The sequence below is a fragment of the Providencia sp. PROV267 genome, assembly GCF_028477825.1.
Taxonomy (GTDB): Bacteria; Pseudomonadota; Gammaproteobacteria; order Enterobacterales; family Enterobacteriaceae; genus Providencia; species Providencia stuartii.
The window spans coordinates 118,883-143,651 of sequence record NZ_JAMPLX010000021.1 but is presented as its reverse complement, the minus strand read 5'-3'; the positions used below and the strand labels follow the sequence as shown (position 1 = coordinate 143,651).

Genomic DNA, 24,769 nt, shown 5'->3' with positions numbered 1-24,769 from the left:
CGGCTTGATGGCCGCTGACCTTGAATATCGCCATTATAACTCCCCGGATTTACGCGGAGGGTTGCGACCAGAGAGGTTGTTTGTTGCGCTTTGCAGTGCATTCTCCCGTATGTCCACTCGAGCTTGGAATGGTGGGAATGGCAAGGTAATGCCTTGCTCTGCAAATGCTGCCAGTATGTTTTGATGGATTTCATGACGTGCAGGTAACCGATGCCCCATCTCGGCAGCATAAACACGCAATTCAAAGATTTGAATGCCTTGTTGTAAATCAACTAAATAAACCTCTGGGTTCGGGTTATCAAGTATCATCGTGGAACGCTCGGCCGCACTGAGTATGATAGAGGTCACTTGCTGGCTATCTGCATCGGCAGGAGCAGGGATCGTCATCACGATACGCGTGATCGTGTCAGATAAGGACCAGTTAATAAATTGCTCAGTAATAAAGGCCTTATTAGGCACAATAATCTCTTTTCTATCCCAATCTGTTAAGGTTGTGGCTCGAGTATTAATCTTTGTAATACTCCCTGTCAGATTACGGATCGTCACGGTATCGCCAATTCGAATTGGTTTTTCAAATAAGATCATCAACCCAGAAATAATATTGGCAAAAATCTCTTGTAAGCCGAAACCTAAACCAACCCCCATGGCGGCTATCAGCCATTGTAATTTTGACCAATCAATCCCGAGCATTGAGAAACCAACGATGGTACCAATGATGGTCAATGAGTATTTGGTTAATGTCGTGATGGCATACCCTGTACCAGGGGTTAAATCTAAGTGCTGCAATACTGCCAATTCAAGGAGTGCAGGTAAGTTACGCACCAACTGAGTCGTGACGATAATGATCAGTATGGCGATAAAGATAGACCCCATAGTGATCGGCTGAACAGTATCGACCCCATTAATTGTCGAGGTTACATCCCACAGACGAATATTTTCAAGGAACGAAAATGCAGTGTGGAGTTCAGACCAGAGCCAAATGAGAGAAACCAACGCTATCATCGTGAGGATTGAGCGGACTAACCCGACAGATTGCGCGCTGATTGCATCAAGGTCAATCACTTGCTCATCAATATCAATGTTCCCTTCGCCACTCGCATTGGGTTGGTGAATATCTTCTTCCCCTTTGGCCCTTTGCGCTAAGATTTCTGCACGACGTTGTTTGGCTCGTTCAAAGGCTAATTTACGGCGCTGTATTGACATCCAACGGCGGATAGCATGGTAGACAATCAATAATACAAACCATATCGCGACAGAGGTCTCTAAACGGCCAAGCAGGGCTTGAGACGTTGAGAAGTAGCCTAATAGTGAGAAGAATGCAGCGATAATCGGTGCAACCAGCAGCATCCACCACAGTGCTTTATTGATTAGGTTATCCCCTGAACCATGTCTATCAAGGTAGAGAGGCACATGGGTGCGGCGCAAATTGTTTGTCATTAAGCTCAATGCAAAGCACAGTAGCAAGAAGCAGAAGCGACCGATGGAGGCAGAAAATTCCCTATCACTGTAGTGCTCAAAAGTGATCAGCGCCATCATCAGAGGTACGATGACAAATATCGCGAGCCGGTAATAACGCATCGCACGTTTTACCGCATCTTTATCCCACCCAAAGTGCGCAATAAATAGACCCGTTGGGCGTGAAAATGTTTCACTGATCATAAATAGCCATAGCACGGGAGTTGTGGCACTGACACCATAACCTATTGCCGCCGCCATCGGGTATTGCCAAGCACTTTGCAGGCCATAACCAATGGCAGACCACATCATTGGGAGTGGTAGCGCCACAATAATGGACCAAAAAATCGTGCGTATGGTGAGGTAAAAGTGGTCTTGAGTCACTTTACCAATGCGTAAGCTTGCTCTATCTAGAAAGTCTTGATAATGCTTACGCGTGCTAATACTAAAAATCACTAAAATGATCGAGCCAAACAGATATAGGAAGGTGTCTTGAGTTGTTAACATCACTTTAAAGGCACCAGTGAGCTGCGATAAGGTGTCTAAAGAGAGCAACTGAGTAATATCTGTTATCAATAAAACAGGATAGTGGAGTGTTACCGGTGGAGCATCGGCAACCCAAAACAGATAACGGTGTGACGCATCTTTAACATCTTTTAATGCGTCTGTTAGTTGGCTAGTGGCGACATTTAATTTTGTCAGCTCTAACATCTCGGTATCAAAGCCAGAAATGAGCGCGGTTAGCAGCTCTTTACGCGTCTTAATTAATGATGAGTAGACTTGCGCTTGTGCTGGGCTTAAATTATTTTCGGTCTCTTGTGTGGCGGTATCCAGTTTGGATAACCGGTCTAGCATATCTTCATAATTTAGGCGTTGTACCCGTAAATCTGCCATATCACGGTTAAGCTGCTGGCTTTTAGGAATTTCCGGTAAACGTGATAATTGGGTACGAAGTGCCTCACCTAACGTACTTGAACCATCAAGCCACTGCGCTTGCTCGCGGATAGTTGTCAATGCTTGGCGTGCATCTTGTATTCCCGAGGAGATTTCTGCTTGGCTCGTACTGATAGTGTTCATACGAACCGCTTGCTCAGTCAGCTCTTGGGATAGCTTGCGGTTAATATCAATTTGCTCTTTAAGGAAAGGGGTCAACTCACCTTGTTCTGCAAGCATTTCGGTGTGTTCGAGTGCTAATACCGCTTTTTGCTGGCGCAACGTATTTTGCACTTCACGTAATTTTTGTAATTCAAGCTCCAGCCGGTTATAACGCTTTTTATTCAGTTCTAAAGCGACGCGTGAAATTTCTTGGCGGTTATTCGCGGATAATTGCGCCATTTCAAGCTCATTAACCTCAGCTTTGCGAGCACTCACTTCGGCTTGAGCTAAGGTTGTTTGGGCTTCTGCTAATGGTGTAGTAGGAGAGCTTAGTGATTGTAAGCGAAATGACGCTTCAGAAAGGAGGCGGCGTGCTTCTGATAATTGTTTTGGTAATGCACTTAGCGATTCACTGATTTCCCGACCTTTATCTTGCTCCTGCTGTGTCTTTCTTCCCTGATCGAGAAGCTGACTACTCACTTGAATGATTTGTTGTTCAAGCTCAGACAAGCTGATATTGGTTGGAATATTGGTTGGCTCATCGCTTTCATTGAGTAGCTCTTGTCTTAGCCCCTTGATAATTTTAGGGAAATTATCGATGGCGTCTTGATAAGACTTGGCTTTAGCTTCCGACTGATTGGCTTCACTGATCCAGTTAAGTGCGCCTTGAAATGCTTGCGCTATTTCCGCATCTTTAGGGTTTTTACTGGGGTCAAGCTGAGCAAGCTCTTGCTTAATCAGTGCTTCATTTGGCGTACTATTGGAAGCCCCTGCCGCAGAGAAGGCGATTAGCAGGCTGAAAAAAAAACCGATAATCAAACGCACAGTCAGGAGCTCCTTCAAGCAATTAACAATATAAGGTATTACTGGGTTTCAATTTGCTCAGCGGCGGTATCCACTGAGGTATCATTTGCCACGGTTTCCGCCAGTAGCTCTCCCATACGAGTCGCATAGCCGGGGATCAGTGAGGCATTAAAACGAATAGCGTTCGGTTCAAACAGGTTAATGACGGTTGAACCTAGCTTAAAGAGACCCATTTCTTCGCCTTTTTTCAAGAATACGGCACCTTCAGTCAGTTGATCTGGGTAGGTCCAGCGCTTAATAACCCCTTCACGCTGTTGGTTAACACAACCACCCCAGACAGTTTCAATGCTACCAACGATAGTGGCACCGACTAAGATTTGCACCATCAGACCCACATCGGTTTTAAACACACAAATTAGGCGCTCATTACGGGCAAAGAGGTTGGGAACATTGGCGGCGGTCAATGGGTTGACAGAGAATAAATCACCCGGTACATAAATCATCTCGGTTAATAACCCATCGCATGGCATATGTACACGATGATAATCGCTAGGGGATAAATAGGTTGTGATAAACTCACCGCCACGGAATTTATCAGCTAGCTGATAATTACCCGCGAGCAAGGCTTCGACCGTATAATGGTGACCTTTGGCTTGAAAGATTTGGTCATCTTGAATTGAACCTAATTGGCTCACCGCACCATCAGCCGGTTGTGCTAATTGGTGTTTTCCTGTCACTAATGGGCGCGCTTCTTCTTTTAGCGGCCGAATAAAGAAATCATTAAACGTTGCATAAGCGGTGAACTCGCTTTTTTGTGCTTCACTCATATCCACTTTATAGGCTTTTGCAAACAGCTTAATTGCCCATTGAGTGACAAAGCCTGCATTCTTATCGGCGAACCAGCCGGCAAGTCTTGTAAGACCCTGTTTTGGTAGCATATATTGCAAACGTATTTTAATCTTATCTAGCACGTTAACCTCAAATTCGTAAAGGCCAGTTAGCAAAAAGGCAGTCATTGTACCTTTGCTTTTTTAAATAGGCTATTTTGTTTCGATAGGCTTAAAAATCTTTACCATTGATGAATCACCTACCAAAATAAATGTAAGTACTTGCTCACTTGGTTAGTGAGTCGTTAAGCCAAAACTACTTATCTTTACCCGTAAAATTCCCACGAGGCTTAATCTGTTCCATGCTCTCCAAAATACGATGATAATTTTCAAACCGTGATTCGGCGATTTTCCCTTCTTCCGTGGCTTCACGCAGTAGACAACCGGGATCATCCAAATGCTTACAATCGCGGAACTTACAGCCACCTAAATAGTCTTTAAATTCGACAAAACCTTTTGTTACTTGTTCCGTAGAAAGGTGCCATAGGCCGAATTCACGTACTCCCGGGGAGTCAATGACATCACCACCTAACGGAAAATGATATAACCGCGCTGTCGTTGTGGTGTGTTGGCCTAGCCCTGAAGTATCTGAAACGTCATTGACTAAAATGGTTTCTTCATTATGAGGCAAAAGAGCGTTCAGTAAACTGGACTTGCCAACGCCAGATTGACCTACAAACACTGATATTTTGCCGATCAGTGCGTTAGTAAGTGCTTCCATTCCTTCGTTGGTATGGCTAGAAACTTCCAGTACTTGGTAACCAATATCACTGTAAATAGTCATTAATTCGCTGACCCATTCACGGTTTTCTTGGTCTAATAGGTCAATTTTGTTTAGGACAATAATGGGTTGGATGCCTAAAGTTTCGCAAGCCACTAAATAGCGATCGATAATATTCAGAGATAGCTCGGGTAAAATCGAGGAAACGACCACGATTTGGTCAATATTTGCAGCAATAGGCTTTAGCCCATCATAATAGTCAGGGCGTGTTAGGACGGAGTGGCGTTCGTGAACGGCTTCAACAATGCCATTAACTTTGATATCGGCTTGTGTATTCAACGCAGGGCGCCAAACTACGCGATCTCCTGTGACGAGAGATGAAATAGTTCGGCGTAAGTTACAACGCTGTAATGTGCCATCGCTTGCTTCGATGTCAGCATGTTGCCCAAATCGGCTGATCACTAGCCCTTCTTGCGCTTCTCCTAATAGGCTGTCATCAATCTCAGTGACTTTTTGTTTTTTAAGTCTTTTTTGATGATTTGCCTGTACTCGGCGCTGTTGGCCTTTTGACAGTTTCTGCTTAGCCACCTGACCTCTCTTGATATTGTTGGCTGAGTTTTCTTGTTTACTAACTTGAGTGGATCGCGTCGATACCTCAAACGCGTTATCATACACGAACTCCATTGGATCAAGTTAGGGTATATGATGCAAAAGAATGAGAATAATTTAATCTGGATCGATTTAGAAATGACGGGTCTCGATCCTGAGCGTGACCGTATTATCGAAATTGCCACTATCGTTACCGACAGTCAGCTTAATATTTTAGCACAAGGTCCTGTCATTGCGGTTCATCAAACACAAGCACAATTGGATTTGATGGATGAATGGAATGTGAATACCCATACAGCAAGTGGCTTGGTTGAGCGCGTTAAAAGCAGTACTTTCAGTGAGCGTGAAGCTGAATTAGCGACGATTGAGTTTCTAGAGCAGTGGGTACCAAAAGGGGCATCACCAATCTGTGGGAATAGCGTTGGTCAAGACCGTCGTTTTCTATTCCGCTACATGCCTGAGTTAGAAAGCTATTTCCACTATCGTTACCTTGATGTTAGCACCCTAAAAGAGTTAGCTCGTCGCTGGAAACCTGAAATTCTCGCGGGCTTCACTAAAAAAGGCACACACCAAGCTTTAGATGATATTCGCGAGTCTATTGCAGAATTGGCTTATTACCGTGAGGCCTTTATCAAATAATCAAAGCAGAAAACTGAAATTGGCGACCAATAGGTGGCCAATTTTTTTAGCGGTTAACTTATTACAGCGCGTTAAAAGTATAAGTAACAGGCATTGGGGTTTTCATGGCATGGACGTCATTGGGCGATGCGTTTTTAGAAAAAAGTAAAAAATGTTAACTGATTGAAATCAGAAGTTTACTTGCAACGCTGATAAAATCATCACAATGCCCAATTTATCAGCAAACAAATAAAAAAGTGAAAAAATTGAGCCAAGGGGCTTGCCTGCCGTGCAATTTCTCGTATAATGCGCTCCCCGTACCGATGAAGATTTTCATGAGTACGGTAAAGCAAAAAGAAAGTATTTTGCGGGAATAGCTCAGTTGGTAGAGCACGACCTTGCCAAGGTCGGGGTCGCGAGTTCGAGTCTCGTTTCCCGCTCCAAACTCTCTTAATGTTTTAGCTAGAACACTATTTTCGGTATGCGGGAATAGCTCAGTTGGTAGAGCACGACCTTGCCAAGGTCGGGGTCGCGAGTTCGAGTCTCGTTTCCCGCTCCAATCTCTCTTAGTGTTTTAGTTGTAGTTACCTATCCAAATGCGGGAATAGCTCAGTTGGTAGAGCACGACCTTGCCAAGGTCGGGGTCGCGAGTTCGAGTCTCGTTTCCCGCTCCAAAATCCTTAGTCTCTTACCTCTTATTGTTAAAAATCCAACTGCTTTCATTAAGAAATGACACCTATTTGATGCACTAGGTGAATTGCGTTCGAATCTGTTTATTCATCAACAAATGCTTTTCTTTTAGTGATGATCGGCTGAGAGTGATGATCATCACACTCTTTGGGATCTTTTTCAGATCTTGCGGTTTTTTCTGCTTGCATTCATTAACTTGTCGCCATAGAATAGCCACCCCCTGACCAATAGGGGCGATCAATAAGTATCCAAATTGTTATAATTTCAGTTGTAATAATAAACAAAAAAGCCGATTTTTGCAGTTTCAGTAACTTTTTTGTACCAACCTTGTGTTTTAAGCGCTTTAATTTTGCTGAGAGTAGTAAAAAAGAGGACTTATTTAATTTCCTATCATTAATAAGTTATCCACAACCTATCATCAATGCTGTGGTGCTTTTACGCGTCTGTAATACTTTAATGCACCGAGTTATCCACAGGATAGCATGATAGGTAATCGCACATATTCCAAAAAGCTATTGCTTCGTGGTGATAGATATCTTACTGAATTTAATAGTAAATATTTTTGTTTAAAATGTGGCTAACCTAGCTTGCAAATTCTTTACCTATTGTCAGCTAAGCAATTTTTTATTTTATTCACACGGAGTTGATTTTTATTCGTTTGCAGTATAGGGGTGTATTATTTTTAAGCATCCCTAGGTAAACCTTTAGATATGGCGCGTACAAGGCGTTTCTGCTGTGAAGTTTGAATAGTTACTTGGTTTTCTTCTCGGCGCTGTAATTGTTGTTGTATTGCCCATTGGATATGCTCATCCAACATCTCCCCCATGCCTAACCGTGAGTGCAATGCGTTGACAATCGTGTCCTGATAGGGGGCATTGCCTAACGCGACACTGATATTTCTGAGCCATTTTAAGTAACCAATGCGGCGAATTGCTGAACCTTCAGTCACTTTTAGGAAAGTCTCTTCATCCCAGCTAAATAGTTCAAGAAGTTCGGGCGTGTGTAATACGCGTCTTGGGCTAAAATCTTGTTCATCGGTTAATTGTGAAAAACGGTTCCAAGGGCAGATCAATTGGCAGTCATCACAGCCGTAGATCCGATTCCCCATCAGTGGGCGAAACTCTTCCGGGATCGGGCCATCAAGCTCAATGGTTAGATAAGAAATGCAGCGGCGAGCATCGACGACATAAGGTTCAACGATCGCGCCGGTAGGGCAAGTGGTCATACAGGCCACACAGCGACCGCACTGCTCTTCAACAGGTTGATCGATAGGAAGAGGTAAATTAACTAAAAGTTCACCGAGAAAAAACCACGATCCAGCTTCACGATTAAGGATCAACGAATGCTTGCCTGTCCAGCCTAAGCCTGCCTTGACGGCGAGAGGGCGTTCTAAAATAGGGGCAGAATCGACAAATGGGCGAAAATTGAGATCGTCAGAGCAGATATGTTCTCGGCAGTATGCCAAGATGCGATCACTGAGCATTTTCAAGCGCTTTTTTAATAGCTTATGGTAATCTCTACCTAATGCATAGCGGCTAATATAACCTAATTCAGGGTTACTTAATGTGCTGGCAAAAGCTGCTTTTGCAGGCAGGTAGTTCATACGCACGCTGATCACGCGCAATGTGCCGGGATGTAATTCGTGAGGTCTTGCTCGCATCATCCCATGGCGTGCCATCCACGCCATCTCACCGTGGTATTGCTTATCGAGCCATGCCTGTAATTTTGGCTCTTCAAGGGAAAGGTCAGTGTCACAAATACCGACTTGCTGGAAGCCAACTTCACTCCCCCATTGTTTGATATTTTGTGCAAGAAGGTTGAGATCGAGATGTGTTGCCATTAGATTTTATATTGATGCTAAGCTGAGTGAAATTGCAGGGGCACTTTACCATGATCCCGTGATTTCACAAAATCATCACTGATGCCTTGTTGTGTGATGTAACAGGATTAGTCGCTTATCTGATATCCACTATCTAAATATTTCTGTAATGTTATTTAAGAAAAATGGATCGGCTTAGGTTAATATAGTCATTATATCTATATTGATCTATTTTTCCTTACTATAGCTGATTGAACTTTCCATGAAAGAACGTATTTTACAACTTGCCAACGAAGAGCAAACAGTGGCGCTAGGGCGCGCTGTCGCAAATGCCTGTCAACGAGGCGTCGTGATTAACTTGTATGGCGATTTGGGCGCTGGCAAAACGACATTTAGTCGCGGTTTCTTACAGGCACTCGGGCACCAAGGTCACGTAAAAAGCCCGACGTATACGCTTGTGGAGCCTTATGATCTTCCTGATGGGCAGGTTTTTCATTTTGATCTTTATCGTTTAGCTGATCCAGAAGAATTGGAATTTATGGGGATCCGAGACTATTTTTCCCCTGAGTCGATCTGTTTAGTGGAATGGCCTCAACAAGGCAAAGGTTTTCTGCCAGAAGCGGATCTTGAACTCCATTTGACTTATCAGGATGAAGGGCGTCAGGCTCACTTTATTGCTTTTTCTGCAAATGGGGAGTCGTTGTTAGAAGAATTACAAGCACTCTAAGGGATATATTGCTCATGACGAATGCATTGCCGAGAAAAATAACAAAAAGAAGTTTTTTCTCCTTCTTATTGCTGTTGATGATTGTTGCATTATGGTTAGTTGCACGACCTGTACAGGCGGCGACCTTATCGAACATACAGGTTGATAATAGCCCATCAAATGCACAGGTGACATTATCCTTCATGGATGGTAAGCCTGATTACAAATATTTTCCCCTGCATTCGCCAGAGCGGCTAGTTATTGATGTTAAGCAAAATGGCGAAATTATCGGCCTACCAATGAGAGTGCCTGCTGGTGATTTGGTTAAAGTGGTTCGTACCAGCCAGCCACCGGATAGCCGACACAAACGTATCGTATTGGAACTGTCAAAAGCGGCAAAAGTACAAACGTCGCTGAAACAAGTCGCTGGGCAGTATCAAGTGGTATTTACGCTTTCCTCGGGGCAAAGTCGTGCACCAACGTCTTTCAATAATACGACTCAACCGATGCAAGTGCCTAATAATGCGGTGCAAGATAAACCGTTAAAAATGAATTCGCAGGCACCGCGACCAGCTGTTGCACCTGCACCAGTTAAAACCAATAAAACAATGCCCAAGGGGGCAAAACAGGTCGTGATTGCTATTGATGCTGGGCATGGTGGCAAAGACCCCGGAGCGATTGGTAAAAACGGCTATCGAGAAAAAGATGTTACGTTAAGTGTTGCACGTAAACTGTATGCAAAACTTGAGGCTGACCCTATGTTCAAGCCAGCGATGACCCGAGATGGTGATTATTTTATTTCTGTCAGTGGGCGTTCAGATGTTGCACGTAAGAAAGGGGCTAACATGTTAGTTTCTATTCACGCTGACTCTGCACCAAATAGTAGTGCGCGAGGCGCTTCTGTTTGGGTATTGTCAAATCGACGTGCAAATAGTGAATTAGGTAACTGGTTGGAACAACGAGAAAAACAATCCGAGCTATTAGGTGGAGCAGGCGATGCATTAAGTGGTGCGGACCCTTACTTGAGCCAAGCGGTACTCGATTTACAATTCGGTCATTCACAGCGGGTTGGCTATGATGTGGCGGTACAAGTACTCCATCAATTAAGAAAAGTGGGTAATATTCATAAACGTAGCCCAGAGCATGCCAGCCTTGGGGTTTTGCGTTCGCCTGATATTCCTTCAATTCTGGTAGAAACAGGGTTTATTAGTAATAGCGCTGAAGAGCAGTTGCTTAAATCTAATGACTATCAAGAGAAGGTCGCCGAAGCTATCCACCAAGGTTTGCGGCAATACTTCCTTGCAAATCCGTTGCAAGCGGCACCTAATTAAGGGGGATGGTGATGGCAATACAGATCCTTTCTCCCCAACTTGCTAACCAAATCGCTGCCGGCGAGGTTGTCGAACGCCCTGCCTCAGTGGTTAAAGAGTTGGTTGAAAACAGTCTCGATTCAGGTGCAACACGCATCGACATCGATATTGAACGTGGAGGAGAGAAGCTGATCCGTATTCGCGATAATGGTAGTGGGATCAGCAAAGATGAACTGGTCTTAGCGTTAGCGCGCCATGCGACCAGCAAAATTGCCACGTTAGATGACCTAGAAGCCATCATGAGTATGGGGTTCCGTGGTGAAGCACTGGCGAGTATTAGCTCCGTCTCTCGTTTGACGCTCACATCAAAACCGGCTGAGCAATCAGAGGCGTGGCAAGCTTATGCGGAAGGGCGAGATATGGCGGTGACCGTCAAACCCGCCGCTCACCCAAATGGCACCACCGTAGAAGTGCTTGATCTATTCTACAATACGCCAGCGCGTCGCAAATTTATGCGTACCGAAAAAACCGAGTTTGGCCATATTGATGAGGTCGTCCGGCGTATCGCGCTTTCTCGCCCTGATGTGACAATCAATTTGAACCATAATGGGAAGCTGGTGAAACAGTACCGCGCTGCAAAAGGGGAAGCCCAACAAGAGCGGCGGTTGGCAAACATCTGTGGTACAGGCTTTATGCAGGGGGCGCTAGCGATATCTTGGGAGCATGGTGACCTTGGCATTAAAGGCTGGGTGGTTTCACCGTCTTCGACGCCAGTGAGTGATATTCAGTACTGTTATGTAAATGGTCGAATGATGCGCGATAGGTTAATTAACCATGCGATCCGCCAAGCGTATGAAGGGCATCTTGATGATAATCAACAGCCAGCCTATGTCCTTTATTTGACCATTGACCCCCAACAAGTGGATGTTAACGTCCATCCTGCTAAGCATGAAGTGCGTTTTCACCAAGCTCGGCTAGTGCATGATTTTATCTATCAAGGTGTGAGAACGGCCTTATTAAATGCGCATGAGCCAGATGAGTTGCCCGGTATTGAACCTGTTACCCATGAATTAACTAATCGTTCATCCGCGGGAGACAACTACTTTTCGTCATCATCCACGCTCAATGAAAACGATGAAAATGAGACGAGTCGTACGGCGCAACAGCAACATGACAGCACGGGCAGTAGTCGTTCGCATTCAGCCCCTTCCGTAGCGGCTACATCGCCGACATCAACAAATCATTTTAGTCGAGAAAAAAGCGCGTTTACGCCTTCTAATACGCATTATGACCGAAAAGCGGGGCAACTGTACCAAGCATTGATGTCTGTTCCTGTTGCTGAAGAAGATAAAAAGCCACTATTTCCTAGTCGGCAACCATTAGATGTTCCAGCAGTTTCTTCGCAATCAGTGGAAGAAAATACCAATAACTTCACATTTGGCAAAGTATTGACAATTTACGCAAAAAACTTTGCATTAATTGAGTCTTCATTAGGGCTAATCCTGTTATCCTTATCAGAAGCAAATTATTTACTGAAGTTGGCTCAGTTATCACCTGATGGCGAAGCGTTAAAACCTCAACCGTTGTTGATCCCGCTAAAATTATCACTTAATTCTGATGAAATTGCGGTTTTTCAGCGTAACAAGGAACAATTGACATTATTTGGTATTGAAGCCACGATATCTCATGGAAAAGTAACTATTCATGCGGTATCGTTACCGTTAAGAACGCAAAATTTATCTCAGCTTTTTTCGGGTTTACTGAATTTTTTGTCGACAAAAGAGCAGGCATCTCGTCAAGATATTGCTCAATGGCTTGCAAAAACAGTTTCACAAGAAAAAACACAAGAAAGCTGGAGCTTAGCACAAGCAGTTCAGTTACTCGCTGATGTTGAGCGGCTTTGCCCGCAGTATGTTAAAAAGCCGTCACCAACATTATTACAATTAATTAATTTACAATCCGTGGTAGCTACACTAACAAATGAGTGAACTTGTAACTCAGAAAAAACCGAATGCCATATTCCTGATGGGGCCAACGGCCTCAGGCAAGACAGCGTTAGCTATTGCTCTACGCCAACACTTGCCTGTTGAGATAATCAGTGTCGATTCGGCGTTGATCTACCGTGGTATGGACATCGGCACAGCGAAGCCAAATGCAGAGGAGCTTAGTCAAGCGCCTCATCGTCTGATCGATATACTCGATCCCTCTTTACCATACTCCGCTGCTGATTTCCGGCGAGACGCATTAAATGTAATGGAGGAAATAACTTCTCAAGGTAAAATTCCATTACTTGTGGGGGGCACAATGCTTTATTTTAAGGCATTACTAGAGGGGCTTTCGCCTTTGCCTTCTGCGGATCCCGCTACTCGTGCTGAGATTGAAAAAATTGCACAGCAGCAAGGGTGGGGTGAAATCCATCGTCGTTTAGCGGAGGTCGATCCGGTTGCGGCAGCGAGGATTCATCCTAATGATCCACAAAGATTATCCCGAGCTTTAGAGGTATATCTCATTTCAGGGCAAACTTTGACTGAAATGACACAAACAGCAGGTGAAGAATTACCTTATAATGTGTTTCAATTTGCTATTGCGCCCCAAGATCGTAAAATTTTACATCAGCGCATTGAACAACGTTTTCATCAGATGTTAGACGCCGGTTTTGAAGAGGAAGTTCGTGCTCTTTATGAACGGGGTGACCTCCATGTTGATTTACCCTCTATTCGTTGTGTGGGGTATCGGCAAATGTGGTCGTACCTAGAAGGCGAAACAGATTATGATGAAATGGTTTATCGGGGAATTTGTGCAACACGCCAATTGGCAAAACGTCAAATTACCTGGTTGAGAAGCTGGGAAAATGTTCATTGGTTAGATAGTGAACAACCACAGCAAGCGCTTAAGGCTGTTATGCAGGTTGTATGTGCATAGAGCTATGGTTTGTGTACAATTAGAACGCTAAGCGCAATTTTTGAGTAGTTAATTTTTGGAATCGAAAGGTTCTCATTTAAAAACAACAAAATAAGGAAAACATAGAATGGCTAAGGGGCAATCTTTGCAAGATCCGTTCCTGAACGCATTACGTCGTGAAAGGGTTCCGGTCTCAATTTATTTGGTTAACGGCATCAAATTGCAGGGTCAGATTGAATCTTTTGACCAGTTTGTCATTTTACTAAAAAACACGGTTAGTCAGATGGTTTATAAGCATGCTATCTCTACCGTTGTCCCTGCTCGCCCTGTTTCTCACCATAGTGGCAGTGCTACTGGCGGTGCGGGTAATGGTAACTACAACTCTGGTGCTTCAACTCAACAGGATGGCGAAGCTGCTGAGTAATACCAGTTGTGCGTTAAAATTCAAGGAAAACATGGGTAGGGAGACTTTACCTGTGTTTTTCCTTTGTATTTCTAGTGATTAAGCCTAAGAGGTTATAGCCCTTGTTTGATAGGTATGAAGGCGGTGAACTGGCTGTATTGGTGCATGTCTTTTTCTCCCAAGAAAAGGACACTGAAAATCTGGCAGAATTTGAGTCACTCGTGACATCGGCGGGTGTGAAACCTGTACAGATAGTAACAGGCAGTCGTAAGTCTCCCCACCCTAAATATTATGTTGGAGAAGGGAAAGCGGAAGAAATCGCTGAAGCTGTGAAAGAAAGTGGCGCAGATGTGGTGCTATTTAACCATACGCTGAGTCCAGCACAGGAACGTAATCTCGAAAGGTTATGCCAATGTAAGGTCGTTGACCGTACAGGGGTGATTTTAGATATTTTCGCTCAAAGGGCGCGGACACATGAAGGTAAACTTCAAGTTGAATTAGCGCAGTTACGCCATTTATCGACCCGTTTGGTAAGAGGATGGACGCACCTTGAGCGGCAAAAAGGTGGGATTGGTTTACGTGGTCCTGGTGAAACTCAGTTAGAGACAGACCGTCGGTTATTAAGGGGCAAAATTAGCCAAATTTTATCCCGTCTCAGCCGAGTAGAAAAACAACGTGAGCAAGGGCGCCAAGCACGAAATAAAGCGGATATTCCGACAATTTCGCTGGTGGGTTATACCAACGCCGGTAAATCAAGTTTATTTAACCGGATGACGGCTTCCGATGTTTACGCTGCTGACCAACTATTTGCAACACTTGATCCAACATTAAGACGTATTAACGTGGAAGATGTTGGGCCAGTAGTACTTGCGGATACTGTTGGTTTTATTCGTCACTTGCCACATGATTTGGTTGCTGCCTTTAAAGCAACACTGCAGGAAACGCGTGAAGCAACGTTATTGCTCCATGTTATTGATGCAGCAGATAGCCGTTTGGATGAAAATATTCACGCGGTCGAAAGTGTATTGGAAGAAATTGAAGCAGATGAGATCCCAACACTTTTAGTCATGAACAAAGTGGATATGCTGGAAGACTTCATCCCGCGTATCGACAGAAATGAGGATAACAAGCCTGTTCGTGTCTGGGTATCAGCACAAACGGGTGACGGTATCCCCTTGTTGCTACAAGCATTGACGGAACGCCTTTCAGGTGAAATCGCACACGTTGAAATGCGTTTGCCACCGAGTGAAGGCCGCTTACGTAGCCGTTTTTATCAACTCCAAGCCATTGAACGCGAGTGGCAGGAAGAAGATGGTTCAATTGGCCTTGAGGTGCGTATGCCGATGGTTGATTGGCAGCGTTTGTGCAAACAGGAACAACAATTACCTAGCTATGTGATTTAACATATCGCTAGGAAATGGAATTGATATTAAGAGTTATTTGTTGCTCTTAACCCGAAAAATCAATCATAAAGATATGGAGCTAAAACATGGCGTGGAATCAGCCCGGTAATGACGGACAAGACCGCGATCCGTGGGGAAGCGGCAATAAAGGCGGCAACTCTGGCGGGAATAAAGGTGGTCGAAAACGTGGGGCTTCTGATCTCGACGATCTCTTTCGTAAGCTGAGCAACAAGCTTGGCGGTAAAAAAGGCGGCAGCGGTGGTGGTGATGGTGATAATAAACAGCCATTCCAAATCAGCGGTCGCTTTGGTGTATTGGCTCTCGCGGCAGTCGTCGTTGTATGGGCGGGTTCAGGTTTTTATACCATCAAGGAAAGTGACCGAGGTGTGATACTACGCTTTGGTGAATACAGTGGTATTGTCGGACCTGGTTTGAACTGGAAACCAACTTTTATTGATAAAGTGATTCCAGTTAACGTTGAAACCGTTCGTGAACAAGCGACGAATGGTATGATGTTAACCTCAGACGAAAACGTGATCCGCGTTGAGATGAACGTGCAGTATCGTGTGACTAATCCTAAAGAATATCTATTCAGCGTCACTAACCCTGATAACAGCTTACGTCAGGCACTTGATAGTGCAGTCCGTGGCGTAATCGGTCAGTCAGCGATGGAACAAGTGCTTACAACGAATCGAGCATTTATTCGTGATGTAACACAAAGGGATCTGGAAGCGACGATAGAGCCATACAAAATGGGGATTACGGTACTCGATGTTAACTTCCAAGCTGCTCGTCCGCCTGAAGATGTTAAGGCTGCCTTTGATGACGTAATTGCAGCACGGGAAGAAGAGCAAAAAACGATTCGTGAAGCACATGCTTATCGGAACGAAGTGCTACCAATGGCAAAAGGTAATGCGCAAAAACTGATCGAAGAAGCTGAAGCTTATAAGGCGAGTGTGGTCTTTAAAGCAGAGGGTGAGGTTGCAAGTTTTGCAAAAATGTTGCCTGAATATCGTGCAGCACCTGAAATTACCCGTGAACGACTCTACATTGATACCATGGAGCGTGTTTTAAGTAATACACGTAAAGTTATCGCTAATGATAAGAGTAATAGCATGTTAGTACTACCATTAGAGCAATTAATGCGTGGTAATAACAACAATACAGCAGCACCAAAAACGGGCTTAGAACCAAAAGTGATGAATCCAAATACGACTAACAATTCATCATCTTCGGGTACTCAGCCTGCACAGCAAAGCAGTAATGTGCGCGGTGATACTGTTCGAGTAGGGAGACAATAATCATGCGTAATTCGCTAATTGTTATTATTATTGCTATTTTGGCAGTCGCTTACGCATCCATTTTTATTGTCCCTCAAGCCGATCGCGGTATTGTGCTGCGTTTTGGTAAGGTTGTGCGTGACGCTGACAATAAACCTATCATTTATGAGCCAGGTTTGCATTTTAAAGTGCCTTTCATCGAAACGGTGAAAATGCTTGATGCGCGTATTCAGACATTGGAAATCCAAGCTGACCGCTATTTGACAAGTGAAAACAAAGACTTGATGGTAGACTCCTACCTGAAATGGCGCATTACTGACTTTAGCCGTTATTATGTGGCAACGGGTGGTGGTAGCTCAGATCAAGCTGAAACATTCTTAAAACGTAAGTTTAGTGACCGTTTGCGCTCTGAGTTTGGTCGTCTGAGTGTTAAAGATATTATTACAGACTCACGTGGTCGTTTGACTGTTGATGTACGCGAAGCTCTGAACGTAGGTTCAGCATCTGATGAATCGACTAAGGAAGTCGATGCAGAGATTGCTTCTGCGGCAGCGCGCGTTGAAGAAGAGACTAACTTAACGCCGTTAGTCGCTAACGCAAACAGTATGGCTGCTTTAGGGATTGAAGTTGTTGACGTTCGTATCAAACGTATTGAGTTACCGAACGAAGTTTCTGAGGCTATCTATGCGCGTATGCGTGCAGAGCGTGAAGCGGTTGCACGTCAGCATCGTTCACAAGGCCAAGAAGAAGCCACGAAGATCCGTGCGGTGGCTGATAAAACTGTGACTGAAACGTTAGCAGAAGCTGAACGTACAGCATTGACTCTACGCGGTGAAGGGGATGCGATGGCAACAAAACTGTTTGCTGACGCATTCAACCAAGACCCAGAGTTTTATGCCTTTATCCGTAGCTTACGTGCCTATGAGCACAGCTTTAATAGCGGTGAGGACGTGATGGTATTAAGCCCAGACACAGACTTCTTCCGCTTTATGAAAGCACCAACCAAGTTGCGTGCAACGGATTAAAATAACTGTTAAGCTAATAAAGAAAAGCCCGCTTCGCGGGCTTTTTTTACGTCTGTCTCTTTAAGTATTAGATTTTTCAGGGAAAACTAATACTGTCTAATCTGGTCGCTATCAGTTGGATTGATGACAGAAATAAAAAAGGCCATTTTTTCTTGCTTTCCAGAAAAAAATTTTTTGCTGTGCAAAAAATCACTGGAACAGATTATTTTAGATGGTAGAATTCATTTTTAAGCAACCGAGTGTATTTTGAAATGGGTAAGAACGTTGTCGTACTGGGCACCCAATGGGGTGACGAAGGAAAGGGCAAGATCGTCGACTTGCTGACAGAGCGTGCTAAATATGTAGTTCGCTATCAGGGCGGCCATAATGCTGGCCATACTCTTGTTGTAAACGGTGAAAAAACCGTTCTCCACTTAATTCCATCCGGTATTCTTCGTGAAAATGTCATCAGCATTATTGCTAATGGTGTCGTACTCGCGCCTGACGCATTGATGAAAGAGATGAAGCAATTAGAAGATCGCGGTGTTCCTGTTCGCGAACGCTTACGTATTTCTGAAGCATGCCCACTGATCCTGCCTTATCATATCGCATTAGACAATGCGCGCGAAAAAGCGCGTGGCGCGAAAGCGATTGGTACTACGGGTCGTGGTATTGGTCCTGCTTATGAAGACAAAGTTGCTCGCCGTGGCCTGCGCGTTGGCGATCTGTTTGACAAAGCAACCTTTGCTGAAAAACTAAAAGAAATTGTTGAATACCACAACTTCCAGTTGGTGAATTACTATAAAGAACCCGCTGTTGATTATCAGAAAACCCTTGATGATATCATGGCAGTCGCTGATATTCTGACTGGCATGGTAGTTGATGTTTCTGATCTGCTCTATAAAGCACATCAGAAGAATGAATTAGTCATGTTCGAAGGTGCACAAGGCACTTTATTGGATATTGACCACGGTACTTATCCGTACGTGACCTCTTCCAACACAACCGCGGGTGGTGTTGCGACAGGTTCAGGCTTAGGCCCACGTTATGTAAGCTATGTTTTGGGTATCATTAAAGCTTACTCTACTCGTGTAGGGGCTGGTCCATTCCCAACTGAGTTATTTGACGAAACGGGTGATTTCCTACGTGAAAAAGGCCAAGAGTTCGGTGCAACAACAGGTCGTAAGCGCCGCACGGGTTGGTTAGATATCGTGGCGATTAACCGTGCTGTTCAGATCAACTCACTGTCTGGCTTCTGTATGACGAAACTAGACGTTTTAGATGGCCTGAAAGAAGTAAAAATTTGTGTAGGCTATCGTCGTCCAGATGGTACTGTTCTTGAAACAACACCATTAGCTGCTGATGAGTGGGAAGGTTTAGAGCCTGTCTATGAAGTATTACCAGGCTGGAGCGAAACAACGTTCGGTGTGAAAGACAGAGCGCTGTTACCACAAGCTGCGTTAGACTATATCAAGCGTGTTGAAGAGTTGACTGGTGTTCCGGTTGATATCATCTCAACAGGTCCTGATCGTTCTGAAACGATGATCTTACGCGACCCGTTTGATGTTGAATAATATCGAGCCTAATTTTTAGGTTTAGAGAAAAAACACCGAATATTTCGGTGTTTTTTTTATCAATTAATCACGTTTTAAATGGGCTAAATCGCTACCGGATGGGTGTTGATAGATCCGTAATTTGAAATATTTAGCGGATGCGTTGACATACTCGAATATTTCCGACTGCACTTCTTCATAATCCACCCAAGTTGTGGAACGAGTAAAACAGTATATTTCGACAGGAAGACCATTAGGTGTTGGTGGCATGGTTCTGATCACTAAATACATATCAGCTCTGACATCCCCGCGCATTTTTATCCAATTTAAAATATATTTTCTAAACAATTGGAGATTGGTCACGCCATTGTCAATCATCCATTCATTGATATTACCGAGTTCGCCTTTCTCTTCGAGCATCGTTTCTAGGCTTTTACGCAGTGGTGCCGTATTCTTTAATTCATTCAATAACGCTTCGGTTGCAAATTCAATTGATGATTGGTCGATATAAAAACTACGCTTAATCCTACGGCCACCGGAAGAGAACATGGGTTGCCAGTTTGTGTATTTCTCCGTGAGAAAATCTTTAGTCGGAATACGTGAAATCGTGTTATCCCAATTACGAATGGTGATGGTGTGCAGTGCGATATCGATGACTTCACCGCTAATATTACTACTTGGTAGCTCTATCCAATCATAAAGTTTTAAGACTTTCCCATTAGAAACTAAAATATTTGCTACAAACGACAGTAAGGTATGTTGGAATACAAACATTAATACCGCTGCGATTGCACCAAAACTGGAAATAATAATGACAGGTGACTGGTCCGTCATTAATGCGATAATAAGGATAAATGAAATAATCCAAACAATAATTTTGGCGATTTCAATATACCCTTTGATGGAGTTATTTCGATGCAAAGTTCGGGTCGTTTGCCGTAAAATAAAGACATCAAGGCCATCATTGACTAGCCCTGCACCATTGATCACAATGAGCGACCAACAAATGGTTTTGAAGGTTATATTGACTTCATCGGAGAATGAGGGCAGCAACTGATTAAGGTAAAGTACCAAGGTTACAGCGACAATTGAGGCTATTTTCTTCGCAACACCATCAATCAAGTCATCATCGGTTAAGTTAGTCAGTAACGGTAGCAACCGTCGGGCAAACCGCAAAAAAATCACTTTTCCCACAAACCAAGTGAGCAGCAGGATCACGACTAAAAGCGAGGTCATTAATAGGGTGTTGTTCGAGATAACATTATAAATTTCAGCAAGTTGTTCCATAGTATCCTACATCATATCCTCAATGTGCTGATGGCTTATTATAAAATGAGCAAACTAAAAAGAATTGATGATAAAAGTGATATATAGGTTTTCGGTTCACTCTAATATCCTTTTAGATAGTGCAAATCCACGAGTGGCCTTAGCAATCTATGTTATTATAGGTATGATTAGCGTTATGGCATTACTCGCTATTGACATATTATTAGTCAAATTATGTCAATAAAACACCGCATAATGGCAAATAATCATAGATATGTATTGTTATTGAGGGGATATTACCTCTTTGTGGTAAGCTAAACTAGAATGAAAAGGTCGCTTATGGTTGCAAATTAAAGCGTTATTCGTCGTAGTTATTGGGTATAAAACAGTAACGGGGTGTGATGTCGCTACAATTTGAAATTAATAAGTCGGTAAGGTCAGATAACCATTGGCAAAGCCGAAATTTTGAGGTGATTGTGCAACTAACGAGTTTTACAGATTATGGGTTACGTGCTCTGATTTACTTGGCATCCCTTCCTGAAGGGAAAATGACCAGTATCACAGAAGTTACTGAAGTTTATGGAGTCTCCCGCAATCATATGGTTAAGATTATTAATCAGCTCAGTCATCTTGGTTATGTTAAAGCAACGCGAGGTAAAAATGGCGGGATCACCCTAGGCCAACCCGCGGAAACGATCCGTGTTGGGGATGTAGTAAGAGCTCTGGAACCTCTGACACTGGTGAACTGTAGTGGTGAATTTTGTCATATTACGCCAGCCTGCCGTTTGAAGGGTGTGCTTCATCAGGCAATACAACAATTTTTAAAAGAACTCGATAAACATACGCTGGCTGATATGGTGAAAGACAACAGCCCGCTTTATCAATTACTGCTTGATTAAATGATGCGGTAATTACAAATTCTGATGACAACGGAGGTAACGATGTCACGCGATCCTTTTCAGGAAAGAGAAGCAGAAAAATACGACTCCCCAATTCCTAGCAGAGAATTCATTCTCGAACTCCTCACTAAGCGCTCGGCTCCAGCAAAACGTGAAGAAATTGCACAATTATTAAACCTCTCTTCTGAAGAAGAGTTAGAAGCATTACGCCGTCGCCTGCGTGCAATGGAGCGTGATGGGCAATTGGTGTTTACCCGCCGCCAATGTTACGCACTACCTGAGCGTTTAGACCTCCTCAAAGGAAAAGTAATAGGTCACCGTGATGGTTATGGCTTCTTGCGAGTTGAAGGTAAAAAAGAAGATTACTATTTGTCACAAGACGAAATGAAACGTGCATTGCACGGTGATGTTATTTTAGCACAAGCTTATGGTCAGGACCGTAAAGGGCGTACAGAAGTACGTGTGGTCCGTGTCCTTGAGCCTCGTAATAACCAAATTGTTGGTCGCTATTTTATTGAGTCAGGTATGGGGTTTGTTGTGCCTGATGATAGCCGCTTAAGCTTCGATATTTTGATCCCTAAAGACCAAATTAATGGTGCGCGAATGGGGAACGTGGTGGTGGTTGAATTAATCACGAGACCACAGCGTCGCTCTCAGGCGGTAGGTCATATTATTGAAGTATTAGGGGAAAGTATGGGAACGGGAATGGCAGTCGAAATTGCCTTGCGTACCCATGAAATCCCACATACATGGCCCCCTCAAGTGGAAAAGCAGGTCGCTGACTTAAATGAACAAGTACCAGAGTCTGCTAAAAAAGGCCGCGTCGATTTACGTGATTTGCCACTCGTGACTATCGATGGTGAAGATGCTCGTGACTTTGATGATGCAGTACACTGTGCGCCGAAAAAAGGCGGTGGCTGGCGCTTGTGGGTTGCGATAGCTGATGTTAGCTATTATGTTCGTCAACAAACCGCCCTTGATGATGAGGCGCGTAGCCGCGGTAACTCGGTCTATTTCCCATCACAAGTTGTTCCGATGTTACCGGAAGTGTTATCGAACGGCCTGTGTTCACTGAATCCAGGTGTCGATCGCTTGTGTATGGTATGCGAAATGACCGTGTCGGCATCTGGTCGCTTATCATCATATAAATTCTATGAAGCGGTGATGAACTCTCACGCAAGATTAACCTACACTAAAGTATGGAAAATCTTGCAAGGTGATGAAGAGTTACGCGAACACTACAAAGCATTAGTGCCTCATATTGAACAGCTTCATGCTCTGTATAAAACGTTAGATAATGCACGTATTGACCGCGGGGCCATCTCTTTTGAATCTGAAGAAGCGAAGTTTATCTTTAATGCTGAACGTCGTATTGAGCGTATTGAGCCTGTAGAGCGTAATGATGCTCATAAACTGATTGAAGAGTGTATGATCTTAGCCAACATTGCGGCGGCTCGTTTTGTTGAAAAACATGAAGAGCCTGCATTGTATCGTGTGCATGATCGCCCGAAAGAAGAGAGCGTGATGAATTTACGTTCTGTATTTAGTGAGTTAGGGTTAACCTTGCCGGGGGGAATGAAACCGGAGCCGAAAGATTATGCACAGGTCATGAATGAAGTGGCTGACCGTCCTGATCATGAGTTGCTGCAAACCATGATCTTGCGGTCAATGAAGCAAGCCATTTATGATCCAGAAAACCGAGGTCACTTTGGGCTTGCTTTAAAATCCTACGCTCACTTTACATCGCCAATTCGTCGTTATCCCGATCTAACGTTGCATAGAGGTATCAAGTACTTACTGGCTAAAGAGCAGGGGCATACCGATCATCGTTGGACGCCAACAGGTGGCTGGCACTACGATATGGATAGTATGTTGCAGTTAGGTGAACATTGCTCAATGACTGAGCGCCGTGCCGATGAGGCGACTCGCGATGTGGCGGATTGGTTAAAATGTGACTTTATGCAAGACCAAGTTGGTCAAGTGTTTACTGGGTTGATTACCAGTGTGACAGGCTTTGGCTTCTTTGTACGCCTTAATGATTTGTTCATTGATGGCTTAGTGCATGTTTCGACGCTGGATAACGATTACTATCGCTATGATGCTGTGGGTCAACGTTTGATTGGTGAATCATCGGGAACCACATATCGACTTGGTGATGAAGTTGAAATTCGTGTTGAAGCCGTGCATATGGATGAGCGTACGATTGATTTCGCGTTGATTTCAACGACACGTAAAGCTAAAAATCCGGGTAAAACAGCCCGCGATAAAATGAAAAAAGAAGTCAAAAATGCCACTAAATCCGCGCGTGGTAAACGCGATGTAAGCCGAGATAAAAACTTCGAGCCTGATTCAGCATTCCGTCGCTCAGACAAAAATGGCAAGAAAACGGATAAAAAAGCGGGTAAGAAGGCAGAGACAAAGGCGAAAGGTAAAAAAGCCTCTGACAAAACAAAGAAAATCAGTGCAAAATTAAAAGCAAAACGTGCAGCGAAAAAAGCCCAGAAGCAAGAAGGGTAATTGACCCTGCTGAATCAAATAAGGTGGCGTAATGCCACCTTGAATTCTATCAACAAAAAAGATATTTATGAGCGAAATTATTTACGGCATTCATGCGGTGAAAGCCTTGCTTGATCGTGACGCATCACGGTTCAAAGAAGTCTATATTTTAAAAGGGCGTGAAGATCGCCGTCTAATGCCGATTATCCATGAAATCGAGTCACTGGGTATTGTTGTACAAGTGGCGAATCGTCAATGGATGGATGCACAAACAGAAGGCGCGGTTCATCAAGGGATCATTGCGAAAGTGTTGCCGGGTAAACAGTACCAAGAGGGTGATTTACCTGATTTTCTTGAAAGTACAGACACGCCTTTTTTATTAGTTTTAGATGGTGTTACTGATCCTCATAACTTAGGGGCATGCTTGCGTAGTGCTGATGCCGCCGGTGTTCATGCGGTGATTGTGCCAAAAGATAAGTCTGCACAGTTAAATGCGACAGCAAAAAAAGTGGCATGCGGTGCGGCTGAAAGTGTTCCGCTATTCCGTGTGACAAACTTAGCCAGAACATTGCGTCTGTTAAAAGAGTACAATGTGTGGATTGTTGGTACTGCTGGTGAAGCCGATCATACGCTTTATCAAAGTAAGCTCACAGGGCCAATGGCATTGGTGATGGGAGCGGAAGGTGAAGGTATGCGCCGTTTGACTCGTGAACATTGTGATGAGTTGATCAGCATTCCTATGGCGGGTACGGTTTCGTCACTGAATGTCTCTGTTGCAACAGGGATTTGTTTGTTTGAAGCGGTTCGTCAACGTGCCGAGAAGTCAGCCGTAGAATAAATATTCTCTGAT

18 protein-coding genes and 3 tRNA genes are annotated in these 24,769 nt (G+C 44.0%); 16 read left to right on the top strand and 5 right to left on the bottom strand.

The annotated features are described in order from the left end of the window. Positions 1-33: 33 nt before the first annotated feature. The 3 genes from mscM to rsgA form a co-directional block, all read right to left on the bottom strand. Positions 34-3,375 carry a miniconductance mechanosensitive channel MscM gene (mscM, locus tag PR709_RS14650; protein ID WP_036942645.1) on the bottom strand — a complete coding sequence of 1,114 codons (3,342 nt, stop codon included), beginning with the start codon at positions 3,373-3,375 and terminating at the stop codon, positions 34-36. Positions 3,376-3,413: 38 nt separating this feature from the next. Then, a complete protein-coding gene (asd, locus tag PR709_RS14645; protein ID WP_004915608.1) occupies positions 3,414-4,370 on the bottom strand; it encodes an archaetidylserine decarboxylase in 957 nt (318 codons plus the stop codon). Positions 4,371-4,497: 127 nt separating this feature from the next. Further along, positions 4,498-5,550: a small ribosomal subunit biogenesis GTPase RsgA gene (gene rsgA / locus PR709_RS14640; RefSeq protein ID WP_040133385.1), complete on the bottom strand. Its 1,053-nt coding sequence runs from the start codon at positions 5,548-5,550 to the stop codon at positions 4,498-4,500. A 117-nt stretch (positions 5,551-5,667) separates the two neighbouring features. On the opposite strand from rsgA, the gene orn reads away from it, so the two are divergent. The 4 genes from orn to PR709_RS14620 all read left to right on the top strand — a co-directional run bounded on the left by orn (position 5,668) and on the right by PR709_RS14620 (position 6,863). Further along, positions 5,668-6,210, top strand: coding sequence for an oligoribonuclease (gene orn, locus PR709_RS14635; RefSeq protein WP_272570961.1), 543 nt, complete (start codon positions 5,668-5,670; stop codon positions 6,208-6,210). 346 nt (positions 6,211-6,556) lie between these two features. Next, positions 6,557-6,632: transfer RNA gene (locus PR709_RS14630), tRNA-Gly, on the top strand. Positions 6,633-6,672: 40 nt separating this feature from the next. Beyond that, positions 6,673-6,748, top strand: a tRNA-Gly gene (locus PR709_RS14625). Positions 6,749-6,787: 39 nt separating this feature from the next. Then, a tRNA-Gly gene (locus PR709_RS14620) sits at positions 6,788-6,863 on the top strand. Between the two features lie 698 nt (positions 6,864-7,561). Here the strand turns inward: PR709_RS14620 and queG are convergent. Further along, positions 7,562-8,719: a tRNA epoxyqueuosine(34) reductase QueG gene (gene queG, locus PR709_RS14615; RefSeq protein ID WP_104873166.1), complete on the bottom strand. Its 1,158-nt coding sequence runs from the start codon at positions 8,717-8,719 to the stop codon at positions 7,562-7,564. 241 nt (positions 8,720-8,960) lie between these two features. On the opposite strand from queG, the gene tsaE reads away from it, so the two are divergent. The 9 genes from tsaE (at position 8,961) to PR709_RS14570 (ending at position 19,279) form a co-directional block, all read left to right on the top strand. Beyond that, positions 8,961-9,425, top strand: coding sequence for a tRNA (adenosine(37)-N6)-threonylcarbamoyltransferase complex ATPase subunit type 1 TsaE (gene tsaE, locus PR709_RS14610; protein ID WP_004915627.1), 465 nt, complete (start codon positions 8,961-8,963; stop codon positions 9,423-9,425). A gap of 14 nt (positions 9,426-9,439) precedes the next feature. Continuing rightward, positions 9,440-10,735 (top strand): N-acetylmuramoyl-L-alanine amidase AmiB, encoded by a 1,296-nt coding sequence (amiB, locus tag PR709_RS14605; RefSeq protein WP_272570960.1) that lies wholly within the window; start codon positions 9,440-9,442, stop codon positions 10,733-10,735. Positions 10,736-10,746: 11 nt separating this feature from the next. After that, positions 10,747-12,702: a DNA mismatch repair endonuclease MutL gene (gene mutL, locus PR709_RS14600; protein ID WP_272570959.1), complete on the top strand. Its 1,956-nt coding sequence runs from the start codon at positions 10,747-10,749 to the stop codon at positions 12,700-12,702. Then, the gene (gene miaA / locus PR709_RS14595) at positions 12,695-13,636 is read left to right on the top strand and encodes a tRNA (adenosine(37)-N6)-dimethylallyltransferase MiaA (RefSeq protein ID WP_004915633.1); all 942 of its coding nucleotides are present in this window, start codon (positions 12,695-12,697) and stop codon (positions 13,634-13,636) included. Before mutL ends, miaA begins: the two co-directional genes overlap by 8 nt. A 106-nt stretch (positions 13,637-13,742) precedes the next feature. Beyond that, positions 13,743-14,039: an RNA chaperone Hfq gene (hfq, locus tag PR709_RS14590; RefSeq protein ID WP_004915637.1), complete on the top strand. Its 297-nt coding sequence runs from the start codon at positions 13,743-13,745 to the stop codon at positions 14,037-14,039. Positions 14,040-14,140: 101 nt separating this feature from the next. Then, positions 14,141-15,421 (top strand): ribosome rescue GTPase HflX, encoded by a 1,281-nt coding sequence (gene hflX, locus PR709_RS14585; RefSeq protein WP_004915641.1) that lies wholly within the window; start codon positions 14,141-14,143, stop codon positions 15,419-15,421. An 86-nt stretch (positions 15,422-15,507) separates the two neighbouring features. Continuing rightward, the gene (gene hflK / locus PR709_RS14580) at positions 15,508-16,722 is read left to right on the top strand and encodes an FtsH protease activity modulator HflK (RefSeq protein WP_004915644.1); all 1,215 of its coding nucleotides are present in this window, start codon (positions 15,508-15,510) and stop codon (positions 16,720-16,722) included. A gap of 2 nt (positions 16,723-16,724) precedes the next feature. Beyond that, the gene (gene hflC, locus PR709_RS14575; protein ID WP_004915648.1) at positions 16,725-17,726 is read left to right on the top strand and encodes a protease modulator HflC; all 1,002 of its coding nucleotides are present in this window, start codon (positions 16,725-16,727) and stop codon (positions 17,724-17,726) included. A gap of 251 nt (positions 17,727-17,977) precedes the next feature. Further along, the gene (locus PR709_RS14570; RefSeq protein ID WP_004915654.1) at positions 17,978-19,279 is read left to right on the top strand and encodes an adenylosuccinate synthase; all 1,302 of its coding nucleotides are present in this window, start codon (positions 17,978-17,980) and stop codon (positions 19,277-19,279) included. A gap of 63 nt (positions 19,280-19,342) precedes the next feature. Here PR709_RS14570 and PR709_RS14565 read toward each other — a convergent pair whose 3' ends face one another. Then, positions 19,343-20,545, bottom strand: a complete 1,203-nt coding sequence (locus PR709_RS14565) for a mechanosensitive ion channel family protein (RefSeq protein ID WP_004915659.1) — start codon at positions 20,543-20,545, stop codon at positions 19,343-19,345. A 455-nt stretch (positions 20,546-21,000) separates the two neighbouring features. Between PR709_RS14565 and nsrR the strand changes: the two genes are divergently transcribed. From nsrR to rlmB, 3 genes are all read left to right on the top strand, one after another. Further along, complete coding sequence (gene nsrR / locus PR709_RS14560; RefSeq protein WP_014657306.1) at positions 21,001-21,423, top strand: nitric oxide-sensing transcriptional repressor NsrR; 423 nt, start codon at positions 21,001-21,003, stop codon at positions 21,421-21,423. 42 nt (positions 21,424-21,465) lie between these two features. Next, positions 21,466-23,940: a ribonuclease R gene (gene rnr / locus PR709_RS14555; protein ID WP_040132542.1), complete on the top strand. Its 2,475-nt coding sequence runs from the start codon at positions 21,466-21,468 to the stop codon at positions 23,938-23,940. A 67-nt stretch (positions 23,941-24,007) separates the two neighbouring features. Then, positions 24,008-24,757 (top strand): 23S rRNA (guanosine(2251)-2'-O)-methyltransferase RlmB, encoded by a 750-nt coding sequence (rlmB, locus tag PR709_RS14550; protein ID WP_004915668.1) that lies wholly within the window; start codon positions 24,008-24,010, stop codon positions 24,755-24,757. Positions 24,758-24,769: the final 12 nt, after the last annotated feature.